General features: G+C 28.7%; 21 protein-coding genes. All 21 read right to left on the bottom strand.

From position 1 onward, the window contains the following. Positions 1 to 28: 28 nt before the first annotated feature. The 21 genes from BMX42_RS07145 to BMX42_RS07045 all read right to left on the bottom strand — a co-directional run bounded on the left by BMX42_RS07145 (position 29) and on the right by BMX42_RS07045 (position 20793). The gene (locus BMX42_RS07145; protein ID WP_177169137.1) at positions 29 to 1240 is read right to left on the bottom strand and encodes an O-antigen ligase family protein; all 1212 of its coding nucleotides are present in this window, start codon (positions 1238 to 1240) and stop codon (positions 29 to 31) included. 72 nt (positions 1241 to 1312) lie between these two features. After that, positions 1313 to 2125 carry a glycosyltransferase family 2 protein gene (locus tag BMX42_RS07140; protein ID WP_091311280.1) on the bottom strand — a complete coding sequence of 271 codons (813 nt, stop codon included), beginning with the start codon at positions 2123 to 2125 and terminating at the stop codon, positions 1313 to 1315. Position 2126: 1 nt separating this feature from the next. Beyond that, entirely contained in the window at positions 2127 to 3386 is a 1260-nt protein-coding gene (locus tag BMX42_RS07135) for an oligosaccharide flippase family protein (protein ID WP_091311277.1), read from the bottom strand. A gap of 12 nt (positions 3387 to 3398) precedes the next feature. Beyond that, entirely contained in the window at positions 3399 to 4061 is a 663-nt protein-coding gene (locus tag BMX42_RS07130; RefSeq protein WP_091311272.1) for a class I SAM-dependent methyltransferase, read from the bottom strand. A 46-nt stretch (positions 4062 to 4107) separates the two neighbouring features. After that, on the bottom strand, positions 4108 to 4653 hold the full coding sequence (locus BMX42_RS07125) for a hypothetical protein (protein ID WP_091311269.1): 546 nt from the start codon (positions 4651 to 4653) through the stop codon (positions 4108 to 4110). Positions 4654 to 4717: 64 nt separating this feature from the next. Beyond that, a complete protein-coding gene (locus tag BMX42_RS07120) occupies positions 4718 to 5452 on the bottom strand; it encodes a glycosyltransferase family 2 protein (protein ID WP_091311265.1) in 735 nt (244 codons plus the stop codon). Next, positions 5452 to 6513: an NAD-dependent epimerase/dehydratase family protein gene (locus BMX42_RS07115; protein WP_091311261.1), complete on the bottom strand. Its 1062-nt coding sequence runs from the start codon at positions 6511 to 6513 to the stop codon at positions 5452 to 5454. The genes BMX42_RS07120 and BMX42_RS07115 overlap by 1 nt, the downstream gene beginning before the upstream one ends. Beyond that, on the bottom strand, positions 6513 to 8405 hold the full coding sequence (locus tag BMX42_RS07110) for a hypothetical protein (RefSeq protein ID WP_091311258.1): 1893 nt from the start codon (positions 8403 to 8405) through the stop codon (positions 6513 to 6515). Before BMX42_RS07110 ends, BMX42_RS07115 begins: the two co-directional genes overlap by 1 nt. Then, positions 8402 to 9463 (bottom strand): NAD-dependent epimerase/dehydratase family protein, encoded by a 1062-nt coding sequence (locus BMX42_RS07105; protein WP_091311767.1) that lies wholly within the window; start codon positions 9461 to 9463, stop codon positions 8402 to 8404. Before BMX42_RS07105 ends, BMX42_RS07110 begins: the two co-directional genes overlap by 4 nt. 159 nt (positions 9464 to 9622) lie before the next feature. Further along, positions 9623 to 10747, bottom strand: a complete 1125-nt coding sequence (gene rffA / locus BMX42_RS07100; RefSeq protein ID WP_091311253.1) for a dTDP-4-amino-4,6-dideoxygalactose transaminase — start codon at positions 10745 to 10747, stop codon at positions 9623 to 9625. A 1-nt stretch (position 10748) separates the two neighbouring features. Continuing rightward, positions 10749 to 11381, bottom strand: coding sequence for an acetyltransferase (locus tag BMX42_RS07095; RefSeq protein ID WP_091311250.1), 633 nt, complete (start codon positions 11379 to 11381; stop codon positions 10749 to 10751). Beyond that, on the bottom strand, positions 11374 to 12306 hold the full coding sequence (locus tag BMX42_RS07090; protein ID WP_091311247.1) for a glycosyltransferase family 2 protein: 933 nt from the start codon (positions 12304 to 12306) through the stop codon (positions 11374 to 11376). Before BMX42_RS07090 ends, BMX42_RS07095 begins: the two co-directional genes overlap by 8 nt. 5 nt (positions 12307 to 12311) lie before the next feature. Further along, a complete protein-coding gene (locus BMX42_RS07085) occupies positions 12312 to 12956 on the bottom strand; it encodes an HAD family hydrolase (protein WP_091311243.1) in 645 nt (214 codons plus the stop codon). A 4-nt stretch (positions 12957 to 12960) separates the two neighbouring features. Then, entirely contained in the window at positions 12961 to 13938 is a 978-nt protein-coding gene (locus BMX42_RS07080) for an ATP-grasp domain-containing protein (protein ID WP_091311239.1), read from the bottom strand. After that, positions 13917 to 14765: an NAD-dependent epimerase/dehydratase family protein gene (locus BMX42_RS07075; RefSeq protein ID WP_177169136.1), complete on the bottom strand. Its 849-nt coding sequence runs from the start codon at positions 14763 to 14765 to the stop codon at positions 13917 to 13919. Before BMX42_RS07075 ends, BMX42_RS07080 begins: the two co-directional genes overlap by 22 nt. Continuing rightward, the gene (gene rfbD / locus BMX42_RS07070; protein WP_091311231.1) at positions 14762 to 15661 is read right to left on the bottom strand and encodes a dTDP-4-dehydrorhamnose reductase; all 900 of its coding nucleotides are present in this window, start codon (positions 15659 to 15661) and stop codon (positions 14762 to 14764) included. The genes BMX42_RS07075 and rfbD overlap by 4 nt, the downstream gene beginning before the upstream one ends. Then, positions 15655 to 16206: a dTDP-4-dehydrorhamnose 3,5-epimerase gene (gene rfbC / locus BMX42_RS07065; RefSeq protein ID WP_091311227.1), complete on the bottom strand. Its 552-nt coding sequence runs from the start codon at positions 16204 to 16206 to the stop codon at positions 15655 to 15657. The genes rfbD and rfbC overlap by 7 nt, the downstream gene beginning before the upstream one ends. Before the next feature lie 43 nt (positions 16207 to 16249). Beyond that, positions 16250 to 17107, bottom strand: a complete 858-nt coding sequence (gene rfbA, locus BMX42_RS07060; RefSeq protein ID WP_091311223.1) for a glucose-1-phosphate thymidylyltransferase RfbA — start codon at positions 17105 to 17107, stop codon at positions 16250 to 16252. 29 nt (positions 17108 to 17136) lie between these two features. After that, positions 17137 to 18147: a dTDP-glucose 4,6-dehydratase gene (rfbB, locus tag BMX42_RS07055; protein WP_091311219.1), complete on the bottom strand. Its 1011-nt coding sequence runs from the start codon at positions 18145 to 18147 to the stop codon at positions 17137 to 17139. Further along, positions 18147 to 19103: a hypothetical protein gene (locus tag BMX42_RS07050; RefSeq protein ID WP_091311215.1), complete on the bottom strand. Its 957-nt coding sequence runs from the start codon at positions 19101 to 19103 to the stop codon at positions 18147 to 18149. Before BMX42_RS07050 ends, rfbB begins: the two co-directional genes overlap by 1 nt. A gap of 4 nt (positions 19104 to 19107) precedes the next feature. Next, positions 19108 to 20793 carry a DUF6909 family protein gene (locus tag BMX42_RS07045; protein WP_091311212.1) on the bottom strand — a complete coding sequence of 562 codons (1686 nt, stop codon included), beginning with the start codon at positions 20791 to 20793 and terminating at the stop codon, positions 19108 to 19110. Between the last annotated feature and the right edge of the window lie 55 nt (positions 20794 to 20848).

Here is a 20848-nt window from a genome sequence, read left to right as displayed (position 1 = left end):
TGTAATAGTTTCTGAAAAATTTTTTTTATCATCGTTCTAAAATTTTGTTTTTACTTACGATTCTCTCAAAGTACAATAAAGCGCCTAAAATAAATACGACAATATCTCTAGAATTATAAATTCCTGTTATTGTCAAAGTTGAAAATAAAAACATCAATCCGATTGCTGATATAAATATGGCTTCCATACTGAATGGTCTATAAATTTTCTTGTAAAAGCCTATTAAAAAAACAAGGTAAAAAAACAACCCAATAACTCCCGTTTTATATAAAATGTATGGATATCCATTGTGTAACTCCGAAATGTATCTTAATCCTTTATCGTTTTTATTATTGGTTAATGGTGCGTAAAATTTAAGGTTTACTAATGATCCATGGCCACATCCAAATACAAAACTACTTGGATTATCTTCCATTAAAGCAAAAGCTCGTTTTGCTTCATAACCGCGCCAATGATCCCATAAATCTTTATGGTTTTCACGATCTATTTTTGTTTTTAAAATTTCAGATGGCGCAATTTGTACTTTGTATAAAAAAGACTCGAGGCTATTTCCATTTCTATCTAATTTTATTGAAAACAAATAGGCATAAAATATAATTATGGAAAAAGTAAAAATAGTAATAATTTTTATTGTAGTCTTCGTAATTTTTGTAAAACCATAAACAGATAAAAAAAGCAGTATGGCAATTACAATCATTGTTCTTGAAAAATATAAAACACAAGACAATAGTAGCATGTAAAATATAATTCTAAAAATAGTTTTGCTATTAAATAAGTTTTCTAATTTAAACTTTTTGTAGTAACCTAAAAAAAACAGCGCAAATAACTCTAAAAAATTATCTTTACCTAATTCTCTTAAATCAGAAACTGTTTCGGTTCTGCTGAAAAAAGCAACTAAAATAATATGAATTAATGCGGAGATTAAACCCGCAATTACAATTGTTTTTACAAATAATTTAAAGTCGTTAATTTTAGTAAAAAAAAGATATCCTATTAGCAATCCTAAAATTGGTTTTAAAAAATGGAAAATATCTTTTAGTATCTCGTATAATGAGTATTTATGAATCAATGTACCTAAAAAACCTAAAAAAAAAATACATACAAGTGGCACTAATGCCTTAATAAAACCTAATGAAATAGTTGATTTTTCTATAAAAAAATAGAGTACTAATACTCCTATTTGAATAAATATGTTTGCTTTAAAAGAAGGAAGATACAATTGCAAAAAAATTACAATCATGAAAAGTATTGAATAAAAATTGCTTTTGTTTATCTTCATCTTTAACATTAATTAAGCATCAAAAATACAGAATTAATTTTTTTTAAAAGCTACTTTTATTTCTTTTACTAACGAATTAATAAATAGTACGCCATAAACTAATCGTTTTTCAATTCCAGAAAAATGTTTTTGAATATAAATCTTATATCCTTTTACTAGCATTGGGTTTTTATTTGAATTAAATCCAACAAAATGAATGTAGTTTATATTTGGAATAAAAACACGTTTTAATCCAATATTAGCTATTTTTTTGCAAAAATCAACATCTTCTACATACATAAAATAATCTTCATCAAAACCATTAATTGTAGTGTAAGTATTTTTAGCTAAAAACAAAAAAGATCCACATAACCAATCCACTTCGTAGCTTTCTTTTGAAAATTTTCCCTTTTTAAATTCGGGTCCTAAATCTAAAAGATTTTTAAATTGAAACATGTTCCTAATATTAGGAAAAATACCAGCAGCAGGAAGATATTCTTTGTTTTTATTTAACATATTGATACCAACCACTCCAACATTATTATTGCTTTCAATAAAATTTAAAACTGACTTTATATTATCTAAAACAATCGTATCATTATTTATTAATAATAAATATTTTCCTTTTGCAGTTTTTACAGCTTCATTGTTTCCTTTTCCAAAACCATAATTTATTTTTGACTCAATTAACTTAACTTCTGGGAAATTTGTTTTAAGGTAATCACAACTTGCATCAACAGAATTATTATCAATAATAATAATTTCAAAAGAAATTTCTTCTAAATTTTTGTATAAAGAGTCTAAACAATCTTTTAAATATTTTAACCCATTATAATTAACGATAATTACTGATAATTCTAAATTCATTTTAAAATAAAGTGTAAAATCCTAATTTCTTTTTTATGTAATACAAACATAGTACATTAATTAAAACATTAGTAATTAACGTAGCTATTGCGGCTCCATTTATTCCATATTCTTTAATAAGAAAATAACTAACTATGATGTGTATAAAAAAACTAAATATTGTAATGTTTCTTAAAATTTTTTGATTGTTTGTCATGTTTAATATTTGATCTACATTTCCAACAATTGCGCTAAGTAGCACTCCAATTGATATTATTATCATTGCAGTGCTGCCTGAACTAGTGTTTTCGCCCCAAAATGATAAAATAAATTTACTAAAAAGGATTAAAATTAAAACTAAAGGAAAGGATAAAAAAGCTATTAATTGTGTGGCTTTGTGTGTTAGTTTTTTTAATTCAAGCAAATTGTTTTGACCATACAATTCGGCCATTTTTGGTGTTATGATTGTGCTAACCGAAACAATTACAAGAAAACCAACACTACCCACTTTATAGGCAATATTATAAATTCCAACTTGTGATTCGTTTGACAAAACACCTAATAAAATTATATTTGTATTGTTTAACAAATAGATAAACAAACCACTAAAAAGTAAAGGTGAAGCTGTTTTTATTAAATTTAGTGTGGAAATAGAACTTTTTATTTGTTGATTTTTTAGTTCAAAAATAGTAGTTACTTCGATTAAAACTGTTAATAATATAGAAATTGAAAAAGCAATAAAGGTAAAGTGATTTTCAAATTTTAAATTATAAAACAAAAACAGAAATAAAATTAAAAGTACATTTGGCAATACAAACATAAAAAAATTGTATTTCATAAATTTTTTGGTGGCAATAAAAAAATAAAGTAAAATTTCGTGAACAACAAACAAAGGTGTTGCTATGGAAATAATTAGAAAATAATTTTTTAATTGAACATTATTAAAAATTGTTTCTGAAAAAAAAGTTGCTCCAAAATAAAAGAAAAACATTGGAATAATTGAAAATGCTAATGCTCCTTTTAAACCTTTTATCAGTAGTTTTTTAGCTTGTAAATAACTAAAATTTTCATTTCCTATTATTTTTATTAATGTATTTGGTATTCCTAATGTAAAAAACAATGCTGCAATTTGTGCTATTGCAAATATAAGTGAGTAGTTTCCAAAAGTATTTATTCCGAAAAGTTTAGTAATTATAATAGTAGTAAAAAAAGAGGTTCCTAAACCAAATATTCGGAATAAGAAATTTACTCCTGATGAAGTGAAAATTTTTTTAAAACTCATTAAAAAGAGATTTTATTTTACTTTTGTTGCAACAAAAAAATATTGATAACTCAAAAATTCTTCAAAAAAACCAAATGTAATTTGGTTAAATATTTTTGTTAGCGATTTTCCTTTATAGTTTTTTATTGAGCTTTGTTCTATTATAACTTTGTAATTTGATTGTTCAATTAATTGTATAATGTTTTTTCTACAATAAAAACGCAAGTGAGTATAATCAAAAATACCGCTTTCTTCATAGCTAAAATCGCCTTTAAAGAAAATTTTGTTTATAGCAGAATAATGACGAATATTTGGCATACTAATAATTATTTTGCCATCATTTTTTAAATATTGCGATATTTTGTTTAAAACATTTTTTGGTTCTAATAAATGCTCTAAAACATCTGGAAGAAAAATTACATCAAAATAATTTACATATTGTTCTAAATGAATTTCTTCTATATTTCCAAAAATAAAATTATCTAAAGGCTTATAGTTTTGTGGGTTTATTTTGTCTTCAAATAAATCAACTCCTACGGCTTCTGATGCAATACCATTTTCTTTTAAATAAAACAGAGTTTCTCCATAAGCTGCTCCAATTTCCATTATCTTTAAGTTTGATTCATTACTTATGAATTGAACCAAATCTAGCCTTATGTTAGAATAATAATCTGGGTTTTTTTTATCGTAATTCATAACTGTTTAGAGAAAAAAAAAGGAAGTTTTAAAACTTCCTTAAATATTATTTTATCATTTTTTCAATTTCATTCTTTAAAGCAACCTCATGTGGATATAATAAAGGCATTTGTCTTTTGCCATCTTTCTTAATGCTTGATATTTTACCAGTATTTATTTCAAATAAACAATTACTTCCATCAGCTCTAAAGAAACTACCTATCTCCATCCCACTTAATAATCTCGTTTTATTTCCATAATCAAACTTGATACTTTTCAAGTATATATCCTCTTGCTTTTCATTACTACCAAAGTCAAAACGTAATTCATTTGGAATTACATCCTCAGGTAAATTAAAAATCACATACTGAAAATCTTTACTTCCAACTACTTTAGAAGAAATTGGTTTGTTTTTTCCAAAATCAATTGATCCGTCTTCAGTATAATATAAATGTATAAAATCATCAGCTAATACTTTAGCTTCAACTGTTACTCTAAATAAATTATTTTGTTCTTGTTTTGTTAAATCTGTTTCACTTGAATCTGAATTCTCATTTTTACATCCAAATAATAATGATAAAGACAATAATAAGGTTAAAAATTTTGTTTTCATTTTGTGTTTTTTTTTGCAAATTTAAAATTATATTTTGTTATAACGCAAATATTATAAATTTATTTTATTTTCTTTTAAAATCTCCTCTTGAAAAATATTTCTCAACAAAGCAATATACTAAAATAAAAAAATATCTACTTCCCATTTCTTTAATTTTTAGTTTAGAAACTCCGTACTTTCTATTTGTCCATGAATTAGGTACAACTGTATACGAATATCCTCTGATTATTGCTTTTAAAGGTAATTCTATTGTTAAGTTAAAATGAGGCGATAAAATTGGCTTTACGCCCTCAATCACTTCTTTTTTATATAATTTAAATGCGTTAGTTGTGTCGTTATACTTTATTCGCATCACGACTCTAATTATAAAATTAGCAATTCTATTGATTATTTTTTTAACCCATGGATAATCAATTACTTTACCACCTTTTATAAATCTGCTTCCGAATACACAATCATAATTTCCTTCCACCATTGTGGTGTAATAACGAATTAAATCATAAGGCGAATCCGATAAATCTGCCATCATAACTGCAACGCAATCTCCAGAAAATCGCTCTAATCCATAACGTACAGCATATCCAAAACCATTTGGTCCTAAATTGGTTTCATATTTTACTGCTGGATATTTTTGCGCTAATGCTTCTAAAACTTTTAATGTTCCGTCTTTTGAATTGTCATTAACAATAAAAATTTCGTGTTCAATGTTTACTTTAGAAAATGCCGCCTCAATTTGATCAACCGTTTCAGAAATAGATTCTTCCTCGTTATATGCTGGCATTACGATACTTAATTTCATTATTGCTTTTTACTTGTTGCCTCAAATATTTGAGTTAAAATATCATTAATATTGTATTTCCATGTCCATTCCGGATAATGGTTTTTAAATTTGGAAACATCACTTATCCACCATATATGATCTCCAATTCGATTGATTTCAGAATATTCATAATTCATTGGTTTACCTGTAATTTTTTCACACATTTCAATAGCTTCTGCCATAGAACAATTCGAATGTCTTCCGCCTCCAGCATTATATACTTCACCTTGACGTGGGTTTTGATAAAAATGCCAAAACATATTTACTAAATCCCAACTGTGAATGTTATCGCGTACTTGTTTTCCTTGATAACCAAACACTGTATATTTATCTCCAGTAATAGCACACTTCATTAAATAAGATAAAAAACCATGAAGTTTTGTTCCCGAATGATTAGGACCAGTTAAACATCCTCCTCTAAAAACTCCAGTATTCATTCCGAAATATTTTCCATATTCTTGCACTAAAACATCTGCAGCAACTTTTGAAGCTCCAAATAAAGAGTGTTTAGTGTGGTCGATACTCATTTTTTCATCTATACCATCTTTAAAATAAGGATGCGTTTCGTCAATTTCCCAACGTTTATCTAGCTCAACTAAAGGTAAATAATTTGGTGTATCACCATATACTTTGTTTGTTGAAGTAAAAATGAAAACCGCTTTTTCACAATGCAATCTTGTCATTTCTAATAGATTCAACGTTCCATTGGCATTTACAGTAAAATCGGTGATTGGCTCGTTTGCAGCCCAATCATGACTAGGTTGTGCGGCAGTGTGAACCACTAACTTAATATCAGAATTATATTTTGAAAATATGATTTCTAACTCCTCAATGTTTCGAATATCTGCGTGGTGATGCTCAAAATTTGGAATAGTTTCAATTAATTTTTTTGTGTTCCATTCTGTTGAAGCGTCTTCTCCAAAAAACTTGGCTCTCATGTTATTGTCTATACCAATAACTTTATCAAATTTATCTGCAAAAAAACTAACAGATTCACTTCCAATTAAACCGGAAGAACCGGTGATGATACAAATATTCATTATTTTGTTATTTTATATTCAGTTATTTGAATTTCCTCTTTAAAAAAATCATTATCTAATGGAACAATAGAAATTTTTTCAATGTAATTATCTTTGTTACTGAATGATTTATAAAAGTCTTCAGTGGTTTCTATATAATTTGTTGCGTAAATTCCAGATTCTAACAATGATAAAGAAGTTCTATTTATTATAGACCTTTTACTACTTGAAATTGTAATTGAAAGTTCTGGTGAATAATTAATTATTGATGAAATTTCTCCCAAAACTGTTTTTCTTAATTTAATTTCATAAAACATATCCGGTTGCAAAATGATATCCGAATTCAGTTTTGAAGAAAAAACTTTTGATTTAACTAATTTGATTTTTTCATTATCAATTTTTTCCAAAAGTAATAAAGTTCTATCCAAATAATTAAATGTTTTAATTGGTCTATATTTTTTTTCTAATAATGCATAAACTCTAGATTCATCAAAATATGGATATCTATTATCAATCGAAGCGTTATCATATAAAACAAATTGAGGCGCTTTTTCAGAATTATAAAAATTAAAATTTAATTCTTCTAATTGTTTTGTATATGAAGAATATGCCTGTAAAACTGGTCTTGGTGTATAGTTTAGATTGTTTTCAATTAACATGTGTATATTCCATGGAAAGGTATCTATTGTAGATTTTCCAATAATAGTAAGAATATCATCAGGTAATTTGTTGTCATTTGGAAACAAATACATTCCTGAGATTTTTGAAAAATTATTTAATTGTTTGAAATATTTTATTTTATTTATTTTTTCAGTAACAGAATAAAAACTAAATTCTTGGTTTGTTTTTAAATAAAAAATAAATAGTAGAGGCGTGATTAATAAAACGTTTATTAAAACTTTTAATTCCTTGTTAAAAAACAAGTTAATACAAATGATTAAAAATAAAAAATATTTAAAAAAATCTTCTGTATGAGCTTTATCTGCTCTCACAAATGATTGTTTATATAATATAAAAAAGCCTATAAAAAACAGTATTAAATAAGGAATAATGGTTTTTAAATAACTAACTATTTCTTTCTTATTAATTGTTTTAAAAAGCATAAAAAACACACTAATAAAGAAAACTAAAAATGATAATACCTTTAAATTTAAGACACCACCATCATTCACATACATTATCTCATTGTATCCTTTTACTAAATTAAATCCTGAAATAATGTATTCTAATAATGCAACATTTAATCCAAACGATAATAATATAATTAGAACTATAGGAACAATTACTAATACTATTAATTCTTTAAAAGTGATGTTTGACTTAAAATAAAAAATAAAAATAAAAATATTTAAAACCAACAGCGTGATTAATCCAGTGTTAAATTTTATATAAAACAATAATATTGTTAATATAATTGGTGAAATTAAGTATACTTTTTTAAAGTTATCTAAACACAGAGACATCCAAAATATAAAGATAAAAAACAGTATTATTGAATAACCTCCTGAGTTATTTATTGGTAGACATAATATACAAAAAGCTAGAAACAACAAATAAATTAGTTTTACTTTAGCTTTTTTGTAAGTAAAATATATTAAATAAAAATAATTAACAAAACAGAAAATATCAAATAAAATAAAATAATACTTATTTACGCCCCAAGCTACTCTTGTAATTAAAAACGATAGTGGTCCATACGTAAATGCTATATCTTTTCCAAAATTCAAATCATTAATGATGGAATAATTTAAAGCTATTGTCCATGAAGGATCTAGTGATTTCCAAAAATTCAAATCTGAATCAATTGCATTAACAACTATATGAAGTTGACTTGGAAACATTAAAAAAGCACCAACTAAAGCAACTAATATTGGTATTCTATTAGTTTTAATAATCTGTTTTAAATCTATCATTTCAAAATTGATTCTAATTGTTTTTCATTTTCTTGAATCCAAAGATAAATATCTTTAAAAATGGTTTCTACTGATTTTTTTGGTTTCCATCCAATTTCAGTTTCTATTTTTGTGTTATCTGTGATAAAAATTCTTAAATCTGCTGTTCTCGTTTCTGCAACTTCGTCTATTTGAATTTTGTTCCCTGTGATTTTTTCACAAATTGCTGTCATTTCTTGTAAGGAAGCACTGTTTTCTAATCCGCCACCAACATTATATACTTTGCCCACAAATTTATCAATATTATGAATTTGAAAGTCAATCAATTCTACTAAATCATCAACATGAAGTAAATCTCTAACTTGTTTGCCTTTACCGCCATATCCAATGTATTTTAAAGATTGTTTCCAGTAATGCTTTGCCATCCATAAAGTAACCACACCTTGGTCTGTTTTACCCATTTGTCTAGGTCCGGCAATAACTCCAAATCTGGTAACAGCTGCTTTTAAACCATAAAATGCAGCATATTCATGTATAAATAATTCTGAACTCAATTTGGTAGTTCCGTAGAAAGAACGTGCACCTTCAAGAGATAATTCTTCGGAAATGCCTTTTGAAGAAATCCCTTTTATATCCTGATTGTCTTTAAATAAAAATTTAGTTTCTTCTTCATTAAAAAGAGCGTTTTCAATCGTTTCAATTGGATATACTCGACTCGTAGACAAGAAAATTAACTTTGCTTTGTTTTTTATACAAGCATTAAAACAGTTGATTGAACCATATAAATTATTGTTTATAACATAAGTTGGGTCTGAATCTAATCCTGCTGTAACAGATGGTTCTGCAGAAGCTTCAATTAAAATATCAAAACTTCCTAGAGATTGTAAATCTTCATTATTTCTAATATCACCGTGCACAAAAGAAATGGCATTCTTTTGAAAATCTATTAAGTTTAATTCTGAACCTCTTCTTTTTAAGTTATCAAAAGCCACAATGTCGTATTGTGGATATTTCTCTTTTAACTGTAAACAAAGTGTTGAACCAACAAAACCGGCTCCTCCAGTTACTACTATTTTCATTTTATTTTTTTTAAATTCACTTCCCAATTTTTAATTTCAACACAAATACCTTCTTTATTTTATCCAAAACACTATATATTGGTTTTTTAGCTAGAGAGTGAATTAGCAGTAAAACTATATAATTCTATTACAAAAAACATAATTATCTAAAAATTATAATTAAAAAACTAAAATTTGATTAATTACTGTCTGCACATCTAACTCGTAAAACAAAGGCAATCTTAATAATGTATCTGTGAAATTATCTGTATTCGGCAAGTTTCTACCATCGTGTTTTTCTGCATAATAAGGACTAGAATGTAGGCTTATATAATGGAAAACAGGATGTGTGTTTTTTGCTTTTAAATTATTTATTATTTCTGAACGCTGCTCCATGTTTTTACATTTTATAAAAAACATATGCCCGTTGTTTGTAGCATAATTTGGTACAAGTGGTAATTCAATATCATTTTTCGCTGCCCAATTTACTAATTGTGAATTGTAGGCATCCCAATGTTGTTTTCTTACTTTCTGAATGTCTTCTAAGTTTTCTAATTGCGCCCATAAAAAAGCGGCAATAATTTCTGAAGGTAAAAAAGAACTTCCTATATCTACCCAACCATATTTATCTACTTCTCCTCTGAAAAAAGCAGAACGATTGGTTCCTTTTTCCCAAATAATTTCTGCACGATCAATAAATTGTTCGTCGTTTATGGCTAGCATTCCACCTTCACCAGAAATAATATTTTTTGTTTCATGGAATGAAAATGCTGCTAAATGTCCGATTGAACCTAATGCTTTTTTAACGCCATCTTTTCCTGTATAATAACTATCAATGGCTTGAGCCGCATCTTCTACTACAAATAAATTGTGTTTTTTTGCCAATTCCATAATTACATCCATATCACAAGCTACACCAGCATAATGAACTGGAACAATCGCTTTTGTTTTTGGAGTAATTAATGCTTCCAAAGTACTACAATCCATATTTGGATGATTAGGTAAACTATCTGCAAAAACAATTTTTGCACCACGTAAAACAAAAGCATTAGAAGTAGACACAAAAGTATAAGATGGCATAATTACCTCATCATCTTCATTAAGATTGATAAGAATAGCTGCCATTTCTAAAGCATCTGTGCAAGATGTCGTCAATAATGTTTTTTTGAATCCGAATTTGTTTTCAAAAAATTGTTGACATTTTTGCGTGTATTTTCCGTTTCCTGATATTTTCCCAGAAACCACTGCGTCTGTGATGTATTCGGTTTCTTTTCCTGTTAAATATGGTTTATTAAATGGAATCATATTATCTTATAAATTTTGCTGGATTACCAACATAAAGTCCTTTTTTTTCTATATTTTTTATAACAACTGTACCACCACCTATTTGGGTATTGTTACAGATTACAATATTATCAATTATTGTTGAGTTTATCCCTATAATACATTGTTCTTTTACCGAAACAAAACCAGCGATTGCAACTCTTGGTGATAGAAAACAATGCTTTCCAATAGTTGTATCGTGTGCAATAGTTGTTGCAATATTTAAAATTGAATTTTCTTCAACTACAACATTTGCGTCTAATGAACATCTCGGATAAATTACACTTCCGCTTTTTACAATTGCAGTAGAATCTAGCCATGCTGTAGAATGTATGATTTTTCCGAAAGGTAACGTTTTGCTATACTTTTCAAATATTTCTTTTCTAATTTGGAGATGTTTGTATCCGATTCCTATTAGGATTTCACTAAATTTTTTTTGTTCGAAAAGGAACTCAATCTGATCTGTTTTACCAATTACTTCGTGTCCTAATACTGTTTTTTCGGTTGTAAAATCATCAATAAACACCACTTTCTCATAATGCATATCAGAAATCGCATAATGAGCAATTTGTTGCCCTAAATCGCCTGAACCGATTATTGCTAAAATTTTATTCATTGATGTTTATTTTGTTTCTTATAGAATAATTTGGTCTTCTTTTTACTTCTTTATAAATTCTACCAACATATAAGGATACAATTCCTAAGAAGAAAAGTTGCAATCCAAAACCGGTAATTATTGAAGCAATTATAGATGGCCAACCCGATTCGAAATCAATGATAAAGAATTTTAAAAAAAGTAAAACAAAAAGGGCTATAAATCCTAAAATGGAAATTACAACTCCTATTCTTACTGCCATTTTTAATGGTAATTCTGAAAAATCAAATATCGCATCGAAAGCCAATTGCATTTTTTTTCTGAAATTAAATTTCGTTTTACCTGCAAATCTTTCTCTTTGAGAGATTTCAATTGTTTTCCAGTTTTTAGAAATGTTTATAAAAATTCCTTCAATGAAACGATTGGCTTCATTATATTTTAAAAACTCGTCTGCAAAACTTCGGTTAAAAATTCTCATTACTGCAATTCCTTTTGGAATATCTAATCCAGTAAATTTATTTAAACTTCCCCAAAATATTTTAGAAAACAATGTGTTTAAAAAAGTATCTTTTTTTTCTGATCTTATTCCCCAAACAAGGTCATATCCTTTTTCTATTTCTTCTAAAAACCTAGGAATTTCAATTGGTGGATCTTGCAAATCAGGATCCATATATAACAAATAATCACCTTTTGCATTTGCTATTGCAGCTGTAACAGCTGCGGCTTTTCCGTGATTGTATGAAAAAACAACTAGTTTTATTTTTGGATTTGATTTGGCTTGTTCTGAAATGATTTCTACCGTTTTGTCTTTACTTCCGTCATCCACAAAAACATATTCATAATCAATATCTAATTGATCTAAAACGGTTTTTGTTTCCGATAAAAACTGTAAAATTACTTCTTGTTCATAATATACAGGGACGACTAGTGAAAGGAGTTTTCTCATCTTTTTTACAAATGATTAAAAATTTGATTCAAGTTTTGAATGGCATATTTAGAATTTGGATAAAACTTATCTCTATCAATAAGTAAGGGTTTTATTCCTAATTCTAAAGCTGGCTGAATATCAAGTCTTAAAGAATCGCCAATGTACAAAATGTTTTCTGGTGAAACACCTATTTTATCTACGGTTTGCTTATAAAATTCGATATTAGGTTTTGAAACACCTAGTTCTTCAGAAACTAATATGTCTTTAAAAACTGGTCCAAAAAAATCATTTAGTTTGGATTTTAATGTGGTATTAAAATTGGAAATAATTCCTATTGGCAAATTAATTTCCGACAAGATTTTCGTGTCTTCAAATTTTTCCCATGGTAAATAAGAACATTTTGTAAAAATTTCATCTATTAATTTTTCGTTCGGAATGATTCCTAATGAAAATAGTAAGGTTTTATTAAACTGATTGTAAAATTCTTTATTCGTTCTGTCTGGAAATTGTATAACTTCTGAAACTAATTTATGTTTCAGTTTCAAATCGGACACATCAATTTCATAACCATTTTCGTTTAAAATAGTTAATAACAAATCATAAAATTGCGGTTTATGTAGCAATGTTCCAGCTACATCGAAAAGTATATATTTAATTTCGTGTTTCATTTTTTTAATAAATACTGTGTTTTGCAGATTTGTTATTTAGGTCGTCGAAATTGGTGGCTTCAGGATAAATTACATCTAATAAAATTCTGGTAGCAATTCCTTTTATTGGTTTAATCTGGTCTGCTTCTTGGTCCAACAAATATTCCTGAATGGTATATTTTACATCTTGAAAACCAAATTGGTGACGGATAGAATTTGTTCCAGATATTCTACAGTTTACTTCAAAAGGATAAATATTTCCTTCTTCATCAACGATACTTTGTAAGTTTATACTACCACGAATTCCACCTAAATCTATAATTTTTTGAATTATTTCTTTAAATTTTTCATCGTAAGTATCATTTACGATAGTCTGTGAAGTTGTTCCGTTTTCTAATTTACGTTCCATGGAGAAAATACCATGTAGTTTTCCGTGTTTGTTAACGTAAACTGCTGTTGTAATTTCAATTCCTTCATGGAGCGGCTGAATCATATAATCGTCTCCAAAAACAGAAAGGTCTTTTGGGTTTTTTACAATCCCTCTTGATCCTCTACCTTCTCTTGGTTTCGCAATGATACTTTCACAAGAAAAATCATAGTCTTTTGGTAACCATGACTTTGAAAACGGGATATTGTTTTCTGAAAAATAATTATAGGTCAAATATTTGTCTAAAAATAATTTTGTGACTTCTTTATCGCAAGTAATTATTTTAGTTTTTAACTCTGATTTATTTAATGCTAAATAATAAACCTCATAATCCGTTGATGGAATTATAAGATCAATTTTTTCTGCTTCAATAATTTTATTTATTTCTGAAATGTAATTTTCATCGTATGAATAGGGAACTTTATAGGTTTTATGACATAAATGGTTTCCAGGAGTAAAACTGGCAATATCACAACCAATGATGTTAATTGGCAAGTTCAATGAATCTATATTTCTAAGAATTCCTTGCCCTACATTACCACCTATTCCTGTTACTAAAACTGTTTTTGTGTCCATTCTATTAAAGTTGATAAAGAATTGCTAAAAGGATATTCTTCTGTAATTTTTAATTCTGTTTTGGTTTGGTTGTTGTCGTAAATAAAACTTGGAGATTCATCAATTCCAGTAAATTTCAACGTTGTTCCTTTTAATTTTTGTTGTATGATTTGCGCTACTTCTAAATTAGAATACGATTTTGAGTTTACAGCCAAAAAGGTTCCATTTTCTTTATAATCTAATGCAGCACAAAAGTATTCTGCTGCTTCGGTTTCTGAAATATAATTCTGTTTTCTTGAACCGTCTCCAAAAATAATAATTTCTTTAGTATTAATAGCGTTCTGAATTACTTTTGGTAAGAAAGTAGTCTGGTTCATGTTTTCACCAAATAATGATGATATTCTAATGTTTATACCGCCTCCAACATGGTTATTTGTTATTTTTTCTGCCCAAATTTTTGATATGGAATAACTGCTTTGTGGGTTTAATTCACTGTTTTCAGTTATTTCTTTTTGATTGTTTTTATAAACCGAAACTGATGAAGCGTGTATTATTTTTGATTCTGGAAAATTTTCTGAAATCTGCGCTAAAAGATTAACGTTGGTTTCAAATATGTTTTGAATACTTTCTCTAGATTCATTAAAATCGATAACTGAACTCAAAAAATAAATGGTGTGAAATTTTTCCTTTTTTGATAAGAAATCGGAAATCGTCTCAAGATTGTTTTGATTTTTTATTCTATCTTTTCTTGTATTATAAACCTGTAAGACATCATTATTAATGCTTAGCTTATTATATATGGCTTGTGCTAAAATACTATTTGCACCAATGATTGCTATTTTTTTCAAAATTTTTTTAGACTATCTTCCCAATTCTTAATCTCAATACCAAAAACTTTTTTTATTTTACTTTTATCCAAAACACTATATGCTGGTCTTTTAGCTGGAGTTGGATAAGCAGATGTTGGAATAGGTTGTAAATTTATGGAAACGTTATTTACTCTGAATATTTCTGCGGCAAAATCGTACCAAGAACATTGTCCTTCGTTGCTGAAATTGTAAATACCATAGACTTCGATAGGCTCATTCTGAGAAGAAGTTATTATTTTTAATAATGCCTCTGCTAAATCTACTGCGTTTGTTGGTGTTCCGATTTGGTCTGCAACAACAGATAAACTGTCTCTTTCAGAAGCCAATCGTAACATAGTCTTCATGAAGTTATTGGCAAATTGTGAATAAACCCAAGAAGTTCGAACAATAAAATGCTTTTCCCAAGTACTTTCTATGGCTTGTTCACCCTGTAATTTGGTTAATCCGTAAACTCCTGCTGGAAAAGGCACATCAGTTTCTGTTAATCCCTTTTCGCTTTTAAGTGGTAATCTTAATTCTCTATCGTAATAAGCAATTCCATCTACGAATTTGGCATCAAAAACGAAATCTGTTGAAACGTGTAATAATATGGTATCATGGATTTTACAAACCTCAGCGATATTTTGTGCGCCTGTTACATTTATAGAAAATGCTTTTTCTGGTTCCGATTCTGCTTTATCAACGGCTGTGTAAGCGGCTGCGTTTATGCAAAAATTAGGTTTGTATTTTTCGAAAACGGTTTCACAATTACTTTTATCAGTTATGTTTAATTCTGATGAGGAACAAAACACAAAATCGATTGAAGGATAATTTCCCACAATCGACTGAATAGCTTGTCCTAATTGTCCGTTCGCGCCAGTTACTAAAACTACCATACTTTTTTTGCTTTTTCTAAAGTGGGTAAAATGGTGTCTTTTTCTGAAATAATCAGTTCTTCAATTGGAAAATTCCAATCGATATTTACGGTTGAATCGTTAAATAACAAACCGCCTTCTGATTCTTTGTTATAGAAATTATCGCACTTGTAAAAGAAAGTCGCGGTTTCACTCAACACTAAAAAACCATGAGCAAAACCTCTAGGAATAAAAAATTGCGTTTGATTTTCTGCTGATAAAAATGCGGTTTCATATTGTCCGAAAGTTGGAGAGTTGGGTCTTAAATCGACCGCCACATCTAAAACTTCACCATGTAAAACTCGCACTAATTTGGCTTGAGCATATTCGCCAGTTTGGTAATGTAAACCACGCAACACACCTTTTGTAGAAAACGACTGATTGTCTTGTACAAAAGTTACTTTTTGACCTACGCCTTCAGCAAAAGTTTTCTCATTGAAACTTTCCATGAAGTAGCCACGTTCGTCTTTTATTATTTTTGGTTCAAGGATGAAACATCCTTTTAATTTAGTTTCTGTAAATTTCATTCTATTTCATAAAATGCTTCGACAAGCTCAGCATGACATTTATTTATATAATACTCATCAAATGAGTTCCGTAACCGCTTTTTAATAGAGGTTGGGCTAATTTTTTCAATTGTTCCGCATTAATGAATCCCATTTTATATGCGGCTTCTTCAATTGCTCCAATTTTTAATCCTTGACGTTCTTCAATTACTTGAACAAATTGTCCTGCTTGCATTAATGATTGAAACGTTCCTGTGTCTAACCAAGCTGTTCCTCTATCTAAAATACTCACTTTTAATTTTCCTTGTTCTAAATAGGCTTTATTGATATCCGTAATTTCCAATTCACCACGGTGACTTGGTTTAATATTCGCTGCAATTTCTAACACAGAATTATCATAGAAATAAATTCCTGGAACCGCGTAATTTGATTTTGGTTCAGCTGGTTTTTCTTCAATAGAAAGTACTTTTCCGCTGTTATCAAATTCTACTACACCATAACGTTCTGGGTCATGCACGTGATACGCATAAACAATTCCACCATCTGGATTATTGTTCGCTTGAAGCAATTCTGCTAAACCTGTTCCGTAGAAAATATTATCTCCTAAAACTAGCGCCACTTTATCATCACCAACAAATTCTTTCCCAATAATGAACGCTTCCGCTAATCCGTTTGGATGTTCTTGTACGGCATATTCAAAACGACAACCTAAGCTGCTTCCGTCTCCCAACAAATGTTGAAATAATGGTAAATCGTGTGGTGTAGAAATGATTAATATTTCGCTAATTCCAGCCCACATCAAAGTTGATAAGGGATAGTAAATCATTGGTTTATCGTAAATAGGCATCAATTGCTTACTAACTGCTAAAGTTAATGGATGTAAACGTGTTCCTGAGCCACCGGCTAATATAATTCCTTTCATATATTCTTGTTTAGCTAATCAATTGTTTATTAATTGAACTTTTTTAAATACCACTCGATGGTTTTTACAATTCCTGTGTCGAAATTTTCATCGGCTTTCCAACCTAATTCATTTTCAATTTTTGTGGCATCAATGGCGTAACGTAAATCGTGACCAGGTCTGTCTTTTACAAATGTAATTTGGTCTTTATAACTTCCAGATTCTTTTGGTTTTAATTCATCTAAAATGGCACAAACTCTATCTACAATTTGTAAATTATTACGTTCGTTTCTTCCACCAATATTATACGTTTCACCAGAAACTCCTTTTTTGAAAGCCAGTTCAATTCCTTTACAGTGATCTAAAACATATAACCAATCGCGTACGTTTTTCCCATCGCCATAAATTGGGATGTTTTCTCCAGTTATTGCTTTACGAATAATGGTTGGGATTAACTTCTCGTTATGTTGTTTTGGTCCGTAATTGTTAGAACAATTTGTAGTCACTACATTCATTCCATACGTATGAAAATAACTTCTTACAATCATATCTGAACCTGCTTTAGAAGCAGAATAAGGACTATTTGGCGCATATGGTGTTGTTTCTTCAAACAAACCGGTTTCGCCTAATGTTCCGTAAACCTCATCTGTAGAAACGTGGTGAAAACGAGCGTTTTTGAATGCTTCATTATACTGATTTGGAGCCGACATCCATAATTTTCTAGCCGTGTCTAATAAATTAAACGTTCCTAAAACATTCGTTTTGATAAAAGCTTCTGGACCAGAAATAGAATTATCAACATGACTTTCCGCAGCAAAGTGAATGACATCGTGAAATTGGTATTTGTCGAATAAATTTCTAACAAAATCCCCGTCAACAATATCACCTTTTACAAAAGTGTAACGTTCATGATTTTCCACTTCCGAAACATTTTCTAAATTTCCTGCATAGGTTAATGCATCTAAATTTACTAAATGATATTCTGGATTATTTTCTATAAAATAAGGAACAAAATTAGCTCCAATAAAGCCTGCTCCGCCTGTTACTAAAATATTTTTCATTATGATTGAACGCGTTGTTTTTGTTTTTTATATAATTGAGTAAATGTATATCCTAATAAATACAATAGTACAAATAAAAATGGTAAAATTAATTTCATCTTATTGTTTACACCTTTTGTATTCATTTGGTTCAAAGAAATATTTTGATCTTTTACTATCTTATCGTATTCCAAATTATGGATAGCTAATCTTTGATTTTCAGAAATTAATTCATCTTTCTTTTGAATTAAATCATTTAATCCTGTGTTTTCTGAAATAGAAACTCCGCCTGTTGTTTTATTCTGAGTTAAGTTTAAAATAATTTGATCTATTTGAGTAATTAAAAGTTTATTTGCCTCAATTTTTTCAACTAAATTATTTTGATAGACTTTTTGAAGTTTTGTAAAATAATCTGTTTGTTGTAAATATTTTAAAAGTGGTTCAACCAAATCTTTCTTTTCGTAAGCAATAGTTGTTTTGATATTTATATTGTGCAAATAGTAATTTCTACTAGTTACATCATCTTTAATGATTTTTTCAATATCTCCATCTTCAGCCATTAATTTGATTAATTCAAAATTTTCTTTTTGGTTTTCCGAATTAATAAAATTATAAATTCCAGTTATAGGTTGAATATCAATTGAATTGATATCTTTAATATTAGAAATTCCAATAGCTTTAAAGAAAGCTTCGTCTTTTTCAATTAATTTTAAAGAGATTAAATTTACTTTATCGTATAAATATTCATTACTTCCGAAATTTGGAATAACAACAACATCACTTGTATAGTTTGGTTCTTTATCTAAATAAAACCCTAAACCAATACCTAAAATAAATAAAGCGCCAATTATTATTACTTTCTTTTGAATGAAAAATAACAAATCGAAACATTTATTAATAACGTTTTGAAATGCTTTTGAAATACTTTTTCCGATTTGGCTTAAATCAATTTCTTGCTCTTGAGAATTTGTGCTCATTTTTTTATTTTACGTTAAAAATTTGTTCTAGTATTTTAATAGTAATCAAATAAGTTGGTTTTACACCTGTTGTTCCTAAACCTCCAGAAGCTAATGTACTTCCTGTTTCTAAAGGATTATCCGAAGCATAATAAGCATATCTTACTTTTACATTCGGGTTGATGCTTCTTCTAATTCTTGATGCCGATTGAATGGCTTTTTGATAATACGAACCTTCCATTTCTAAACCAATGGCTTCCCAAGTAGATTCGTAGAAAAACTTCAGTAATTCTCTGTTTTGTAAAGACGTTCCTAAAACTGTAATCATTGGTCCAGCAAAAACAGGAATTCCGTTTCCTTCGAACATTTCTTTGGTTAATTCGTTTTCAAACGGATAGTTATCAGCTGTTCCTTCATTCACGTGGGCGTTAGGGATCATAATATCTCCTTTTCCACCTTCTAAAATTCCAGCTTTACCCATTATAGAAACTGATTCTACATTTAATAATGTTTTTGTTTTTCCTACTTTATATGGTTTTAATAACTCGTCAATAGTTTCGTACGCTTGCTCACCAAAAGCATAATCCATTACAATAAGTACTGGTTTATCTTTTATAGCTGCTGATGGAAATGCTGTTTTTTTCCAATCGAATTTTGCGGTATCAAAAATTTGTACGTCAATGTTTGTTCCTGAAGTGTCAGGTAGTGAAATCATTCCGTGTTGTAACGCAACATCTTCTACTTTTTTACGCAAATCTTTGTTGTTGGAACCGCTTAAATCTTCGTAAATTTGAAAGGCTTCTTTTCCTTTATATTTCGTAGCTAAAACTGCTGGTGCAAAAACCGAATTCATTACACTATGCATGTTCGCACTAATAATATGAATGGGTCTTTCTAATAAATTGTTCGCGCTAAGCGTTTCTTTAATATTGTTTGCCCAAATTTCACCATAAATATGATGTCCTAATCTTTCTCTTAAAATGGGACTAAATGTAATCGTACGTTTGTTGTTATCTACAATTTCTTCGATAGCAATTTTTCCTAACCAATATACAATTTGTAAAAAACGTTCTGGTGCTTCAGTAGTAGCAAATCCGTCATAAATATCTTGAACTTCTGCAAATGTTCTTCCCAACACGCTAGACACGTGCGACATCGCAACTTCTCTTTCTACCTGTGTGAATTTTTTTGTTTGAAGGGCAAATTGTTCTAGTTTTTGCCAATCGCGAGAAACCAAACCTTCATCGTCAATTAAAACTCTGTTTTTAATTTTGTGTGATTCGATGAAAATGAACGTTAAGTGCGTTAGAATATCATAAATATCTGAACGACCACGTGTAATTTCAATGTTCATTTGCTCATCGTCAATACGATAACAATTTCTTCTTCTTTTTGGTGGAACAATCGCTTTAAAGTGCGAATTGGCATAGCCTTCATCCGACGTTAAATTGATATAACGGCATTGCTCGATACCAACTGGTAAACGCTCAATTACGTATAACAATCCGTTTAACTCCACTTTTTCTTCTGCAATGGAACCATAAATTTCTGGTCGTAATGATAATAAAGCTTCACGTAAAGTTTCTCCTGAAACTCCCATTGGTTTGTAAAAACCTCTGTTAAATAAGTGACGCATGGTAATGTACAATCGTTCGATAGCTGCCGACGATTCTTGCGCTCTTGAGCGCGAAATGTTCTTAATGTCTTTCATTAATTTCTATTTTATAACCAACAAAGGTAATAAATTTATTTTTTAGTTAGTTTTA

It is taken from the genome of Flavobacterium terrigena (assembly GCF_900108955.1).
GTDB lineage: Bacteria > Bacteroidota > Bacteroidia > Flavobacteriales > Flavobacteriaceae > Flavobacterium > Flavobacterium terrigena.
This window is presented reverse-complemented; position numbering and strand designations above follow the sequence as displayed.

Excerpts from the sequence above, each read along its gene's own strand:
- BMX42_RS07145 (WP_177169137.1), bottom strand. The coding sequence starts at position 1,240 with ATGATTGTAATTTTTTTGCAATTGTATCTTCCTTCTTTTAAAGCAAAC.
- BMX42_RS07140 (WP_091311280.1), bottom strand. The coding sequence starts at position 2,125 with ATGAATTTAGAATTATCAGTAATTATCGTTAATTATAATGGGTTAAAA.
- BMX42_RS07135 (WP_091311277.1), bottom strand. The coding sequence starts at position 3,386 with ATGAGTTTTAAAAAAATTTTCACTTCATCAGGAGTAAATTTCTTATTC.
- BMX42_RS07130 (WP_091311272.1), bottom strand. The coding sequence starts at position 4,061 with ATGAATTACGATAAAAAAAACCCAGATTATTATTCTAACATAAGGCTA.
- BMX42_RS07125 (WP_091311269.1), bottom strand. The coding sequence starts at position 4,653 with ATGAAAACAAAATTTTTAACCTTATTATTGTCTTTATCATTATTATTT.
- BMX42_RS07120 (WP_091311265.1), bottom strand. The coding sequence starts at position 5,452 with ATGAAATTAAGTATCGTAATGCCAGCATATAACGAGGAAGAATCTATT.
- BMX42_RS07115 (WP_091311261.1), bottom strand. The coding sequence starts at position 6,513 with ATGAATATTTGTATCATCACCGGTTCTTCCGGTTTAATTGGAAGTGAA.
- BMX42_RS07110 (WP_091311258.1), bottom strand. The coding sequence starts at position 8,405 with ATGATAGATTTAAAACAGATTATTAAAACTAATAGAATACCAATATTA.
- BMX42_RS07105 (WP_091311767.1), bottom strand. The coding sequence starts at position 9,463 with ATGAAAATAGTAGTAACTGGAGGAGCCGGTTTTGTTGGTTCAACACTT.
- rffA (WP_091311253.1), bottom strand. The coding sequence starts at position 10,747 with ATGATTCCATTTAATAAACCATATTTAACAGGAAAAGAAACCGAATAC.
- BMX42_RS07095 (WP_091311250.1), bottom strand. The coding sequence starts at position 11,381 with ATGAATAAAATTTTAGCAATAATCGGTTCAGGCGATTTAGGGCAACAA.
- BMX42_RS07090 (WP_091311247.1), bottom strand. The coding sequence starts at position 12,306 with ATGAGAAAACTCCTTTCACTAGTCGTCCCTGTATATTATGAACAAGAA.
- BMX42_RS07085 (WP_091311243.1), bottom strand. The coding sequence starts at position 12,956 with ATGAAACACGAAATTAAATATATACTTTTCGATGTAGCTGGAACATTG.
- BMX42_RS07080 (WP_091311239.1), bottom strand. The coding sequence starts at position 13,938 with ATGGACACAAAAACAGTTTTAGTAACAGGAATAGGTGGTAATGTAGGG.
- rfbD (WP_091311231.1), bottom strand. The coding sequence starts at position 15,661 with ATGGTAGTTTTAGTAACTGGCGCGAACGGACAATTAGGACAAGCTATT.
- rfbC (WP_091311227.1), bottom strand. The coding sequence starts at position 16,206 with ATGAAATTTACAGAAACTAAATTAAAAGGATGTTTCATCCTTGAACCA.
- rfbA (WP_091311223.1), bottom strand. The coding sequence starts at position 17,107 with ATGAAAGGAATTATATTAGCCGGTGGCTCAGGAACACGTTTACATCCA.
- rfbB (WP_091311219.1), bottom strand. The coding sequence starts at position 18,147 with ATGAAAAATATTTTAGTAACAGGCGGAGCAGGCTTTATTGGAGCTAAT.
- BMX42_RS07050 (WP_091311215.1), bottom strand. The coding sequence starts at position 19,103 with ATGAGCACAAATTCTCAAGAGCAAGAAATTGATTTAAGCCAAATCGGA.
- BMX42_RS07045 (WP_091311212.1), bottom strand. The coding sequence starts at position 20,793 with ATGAAAGACATTAAGAACATTTCGCGCTCAAGAGCGCAAGAATCGTCG.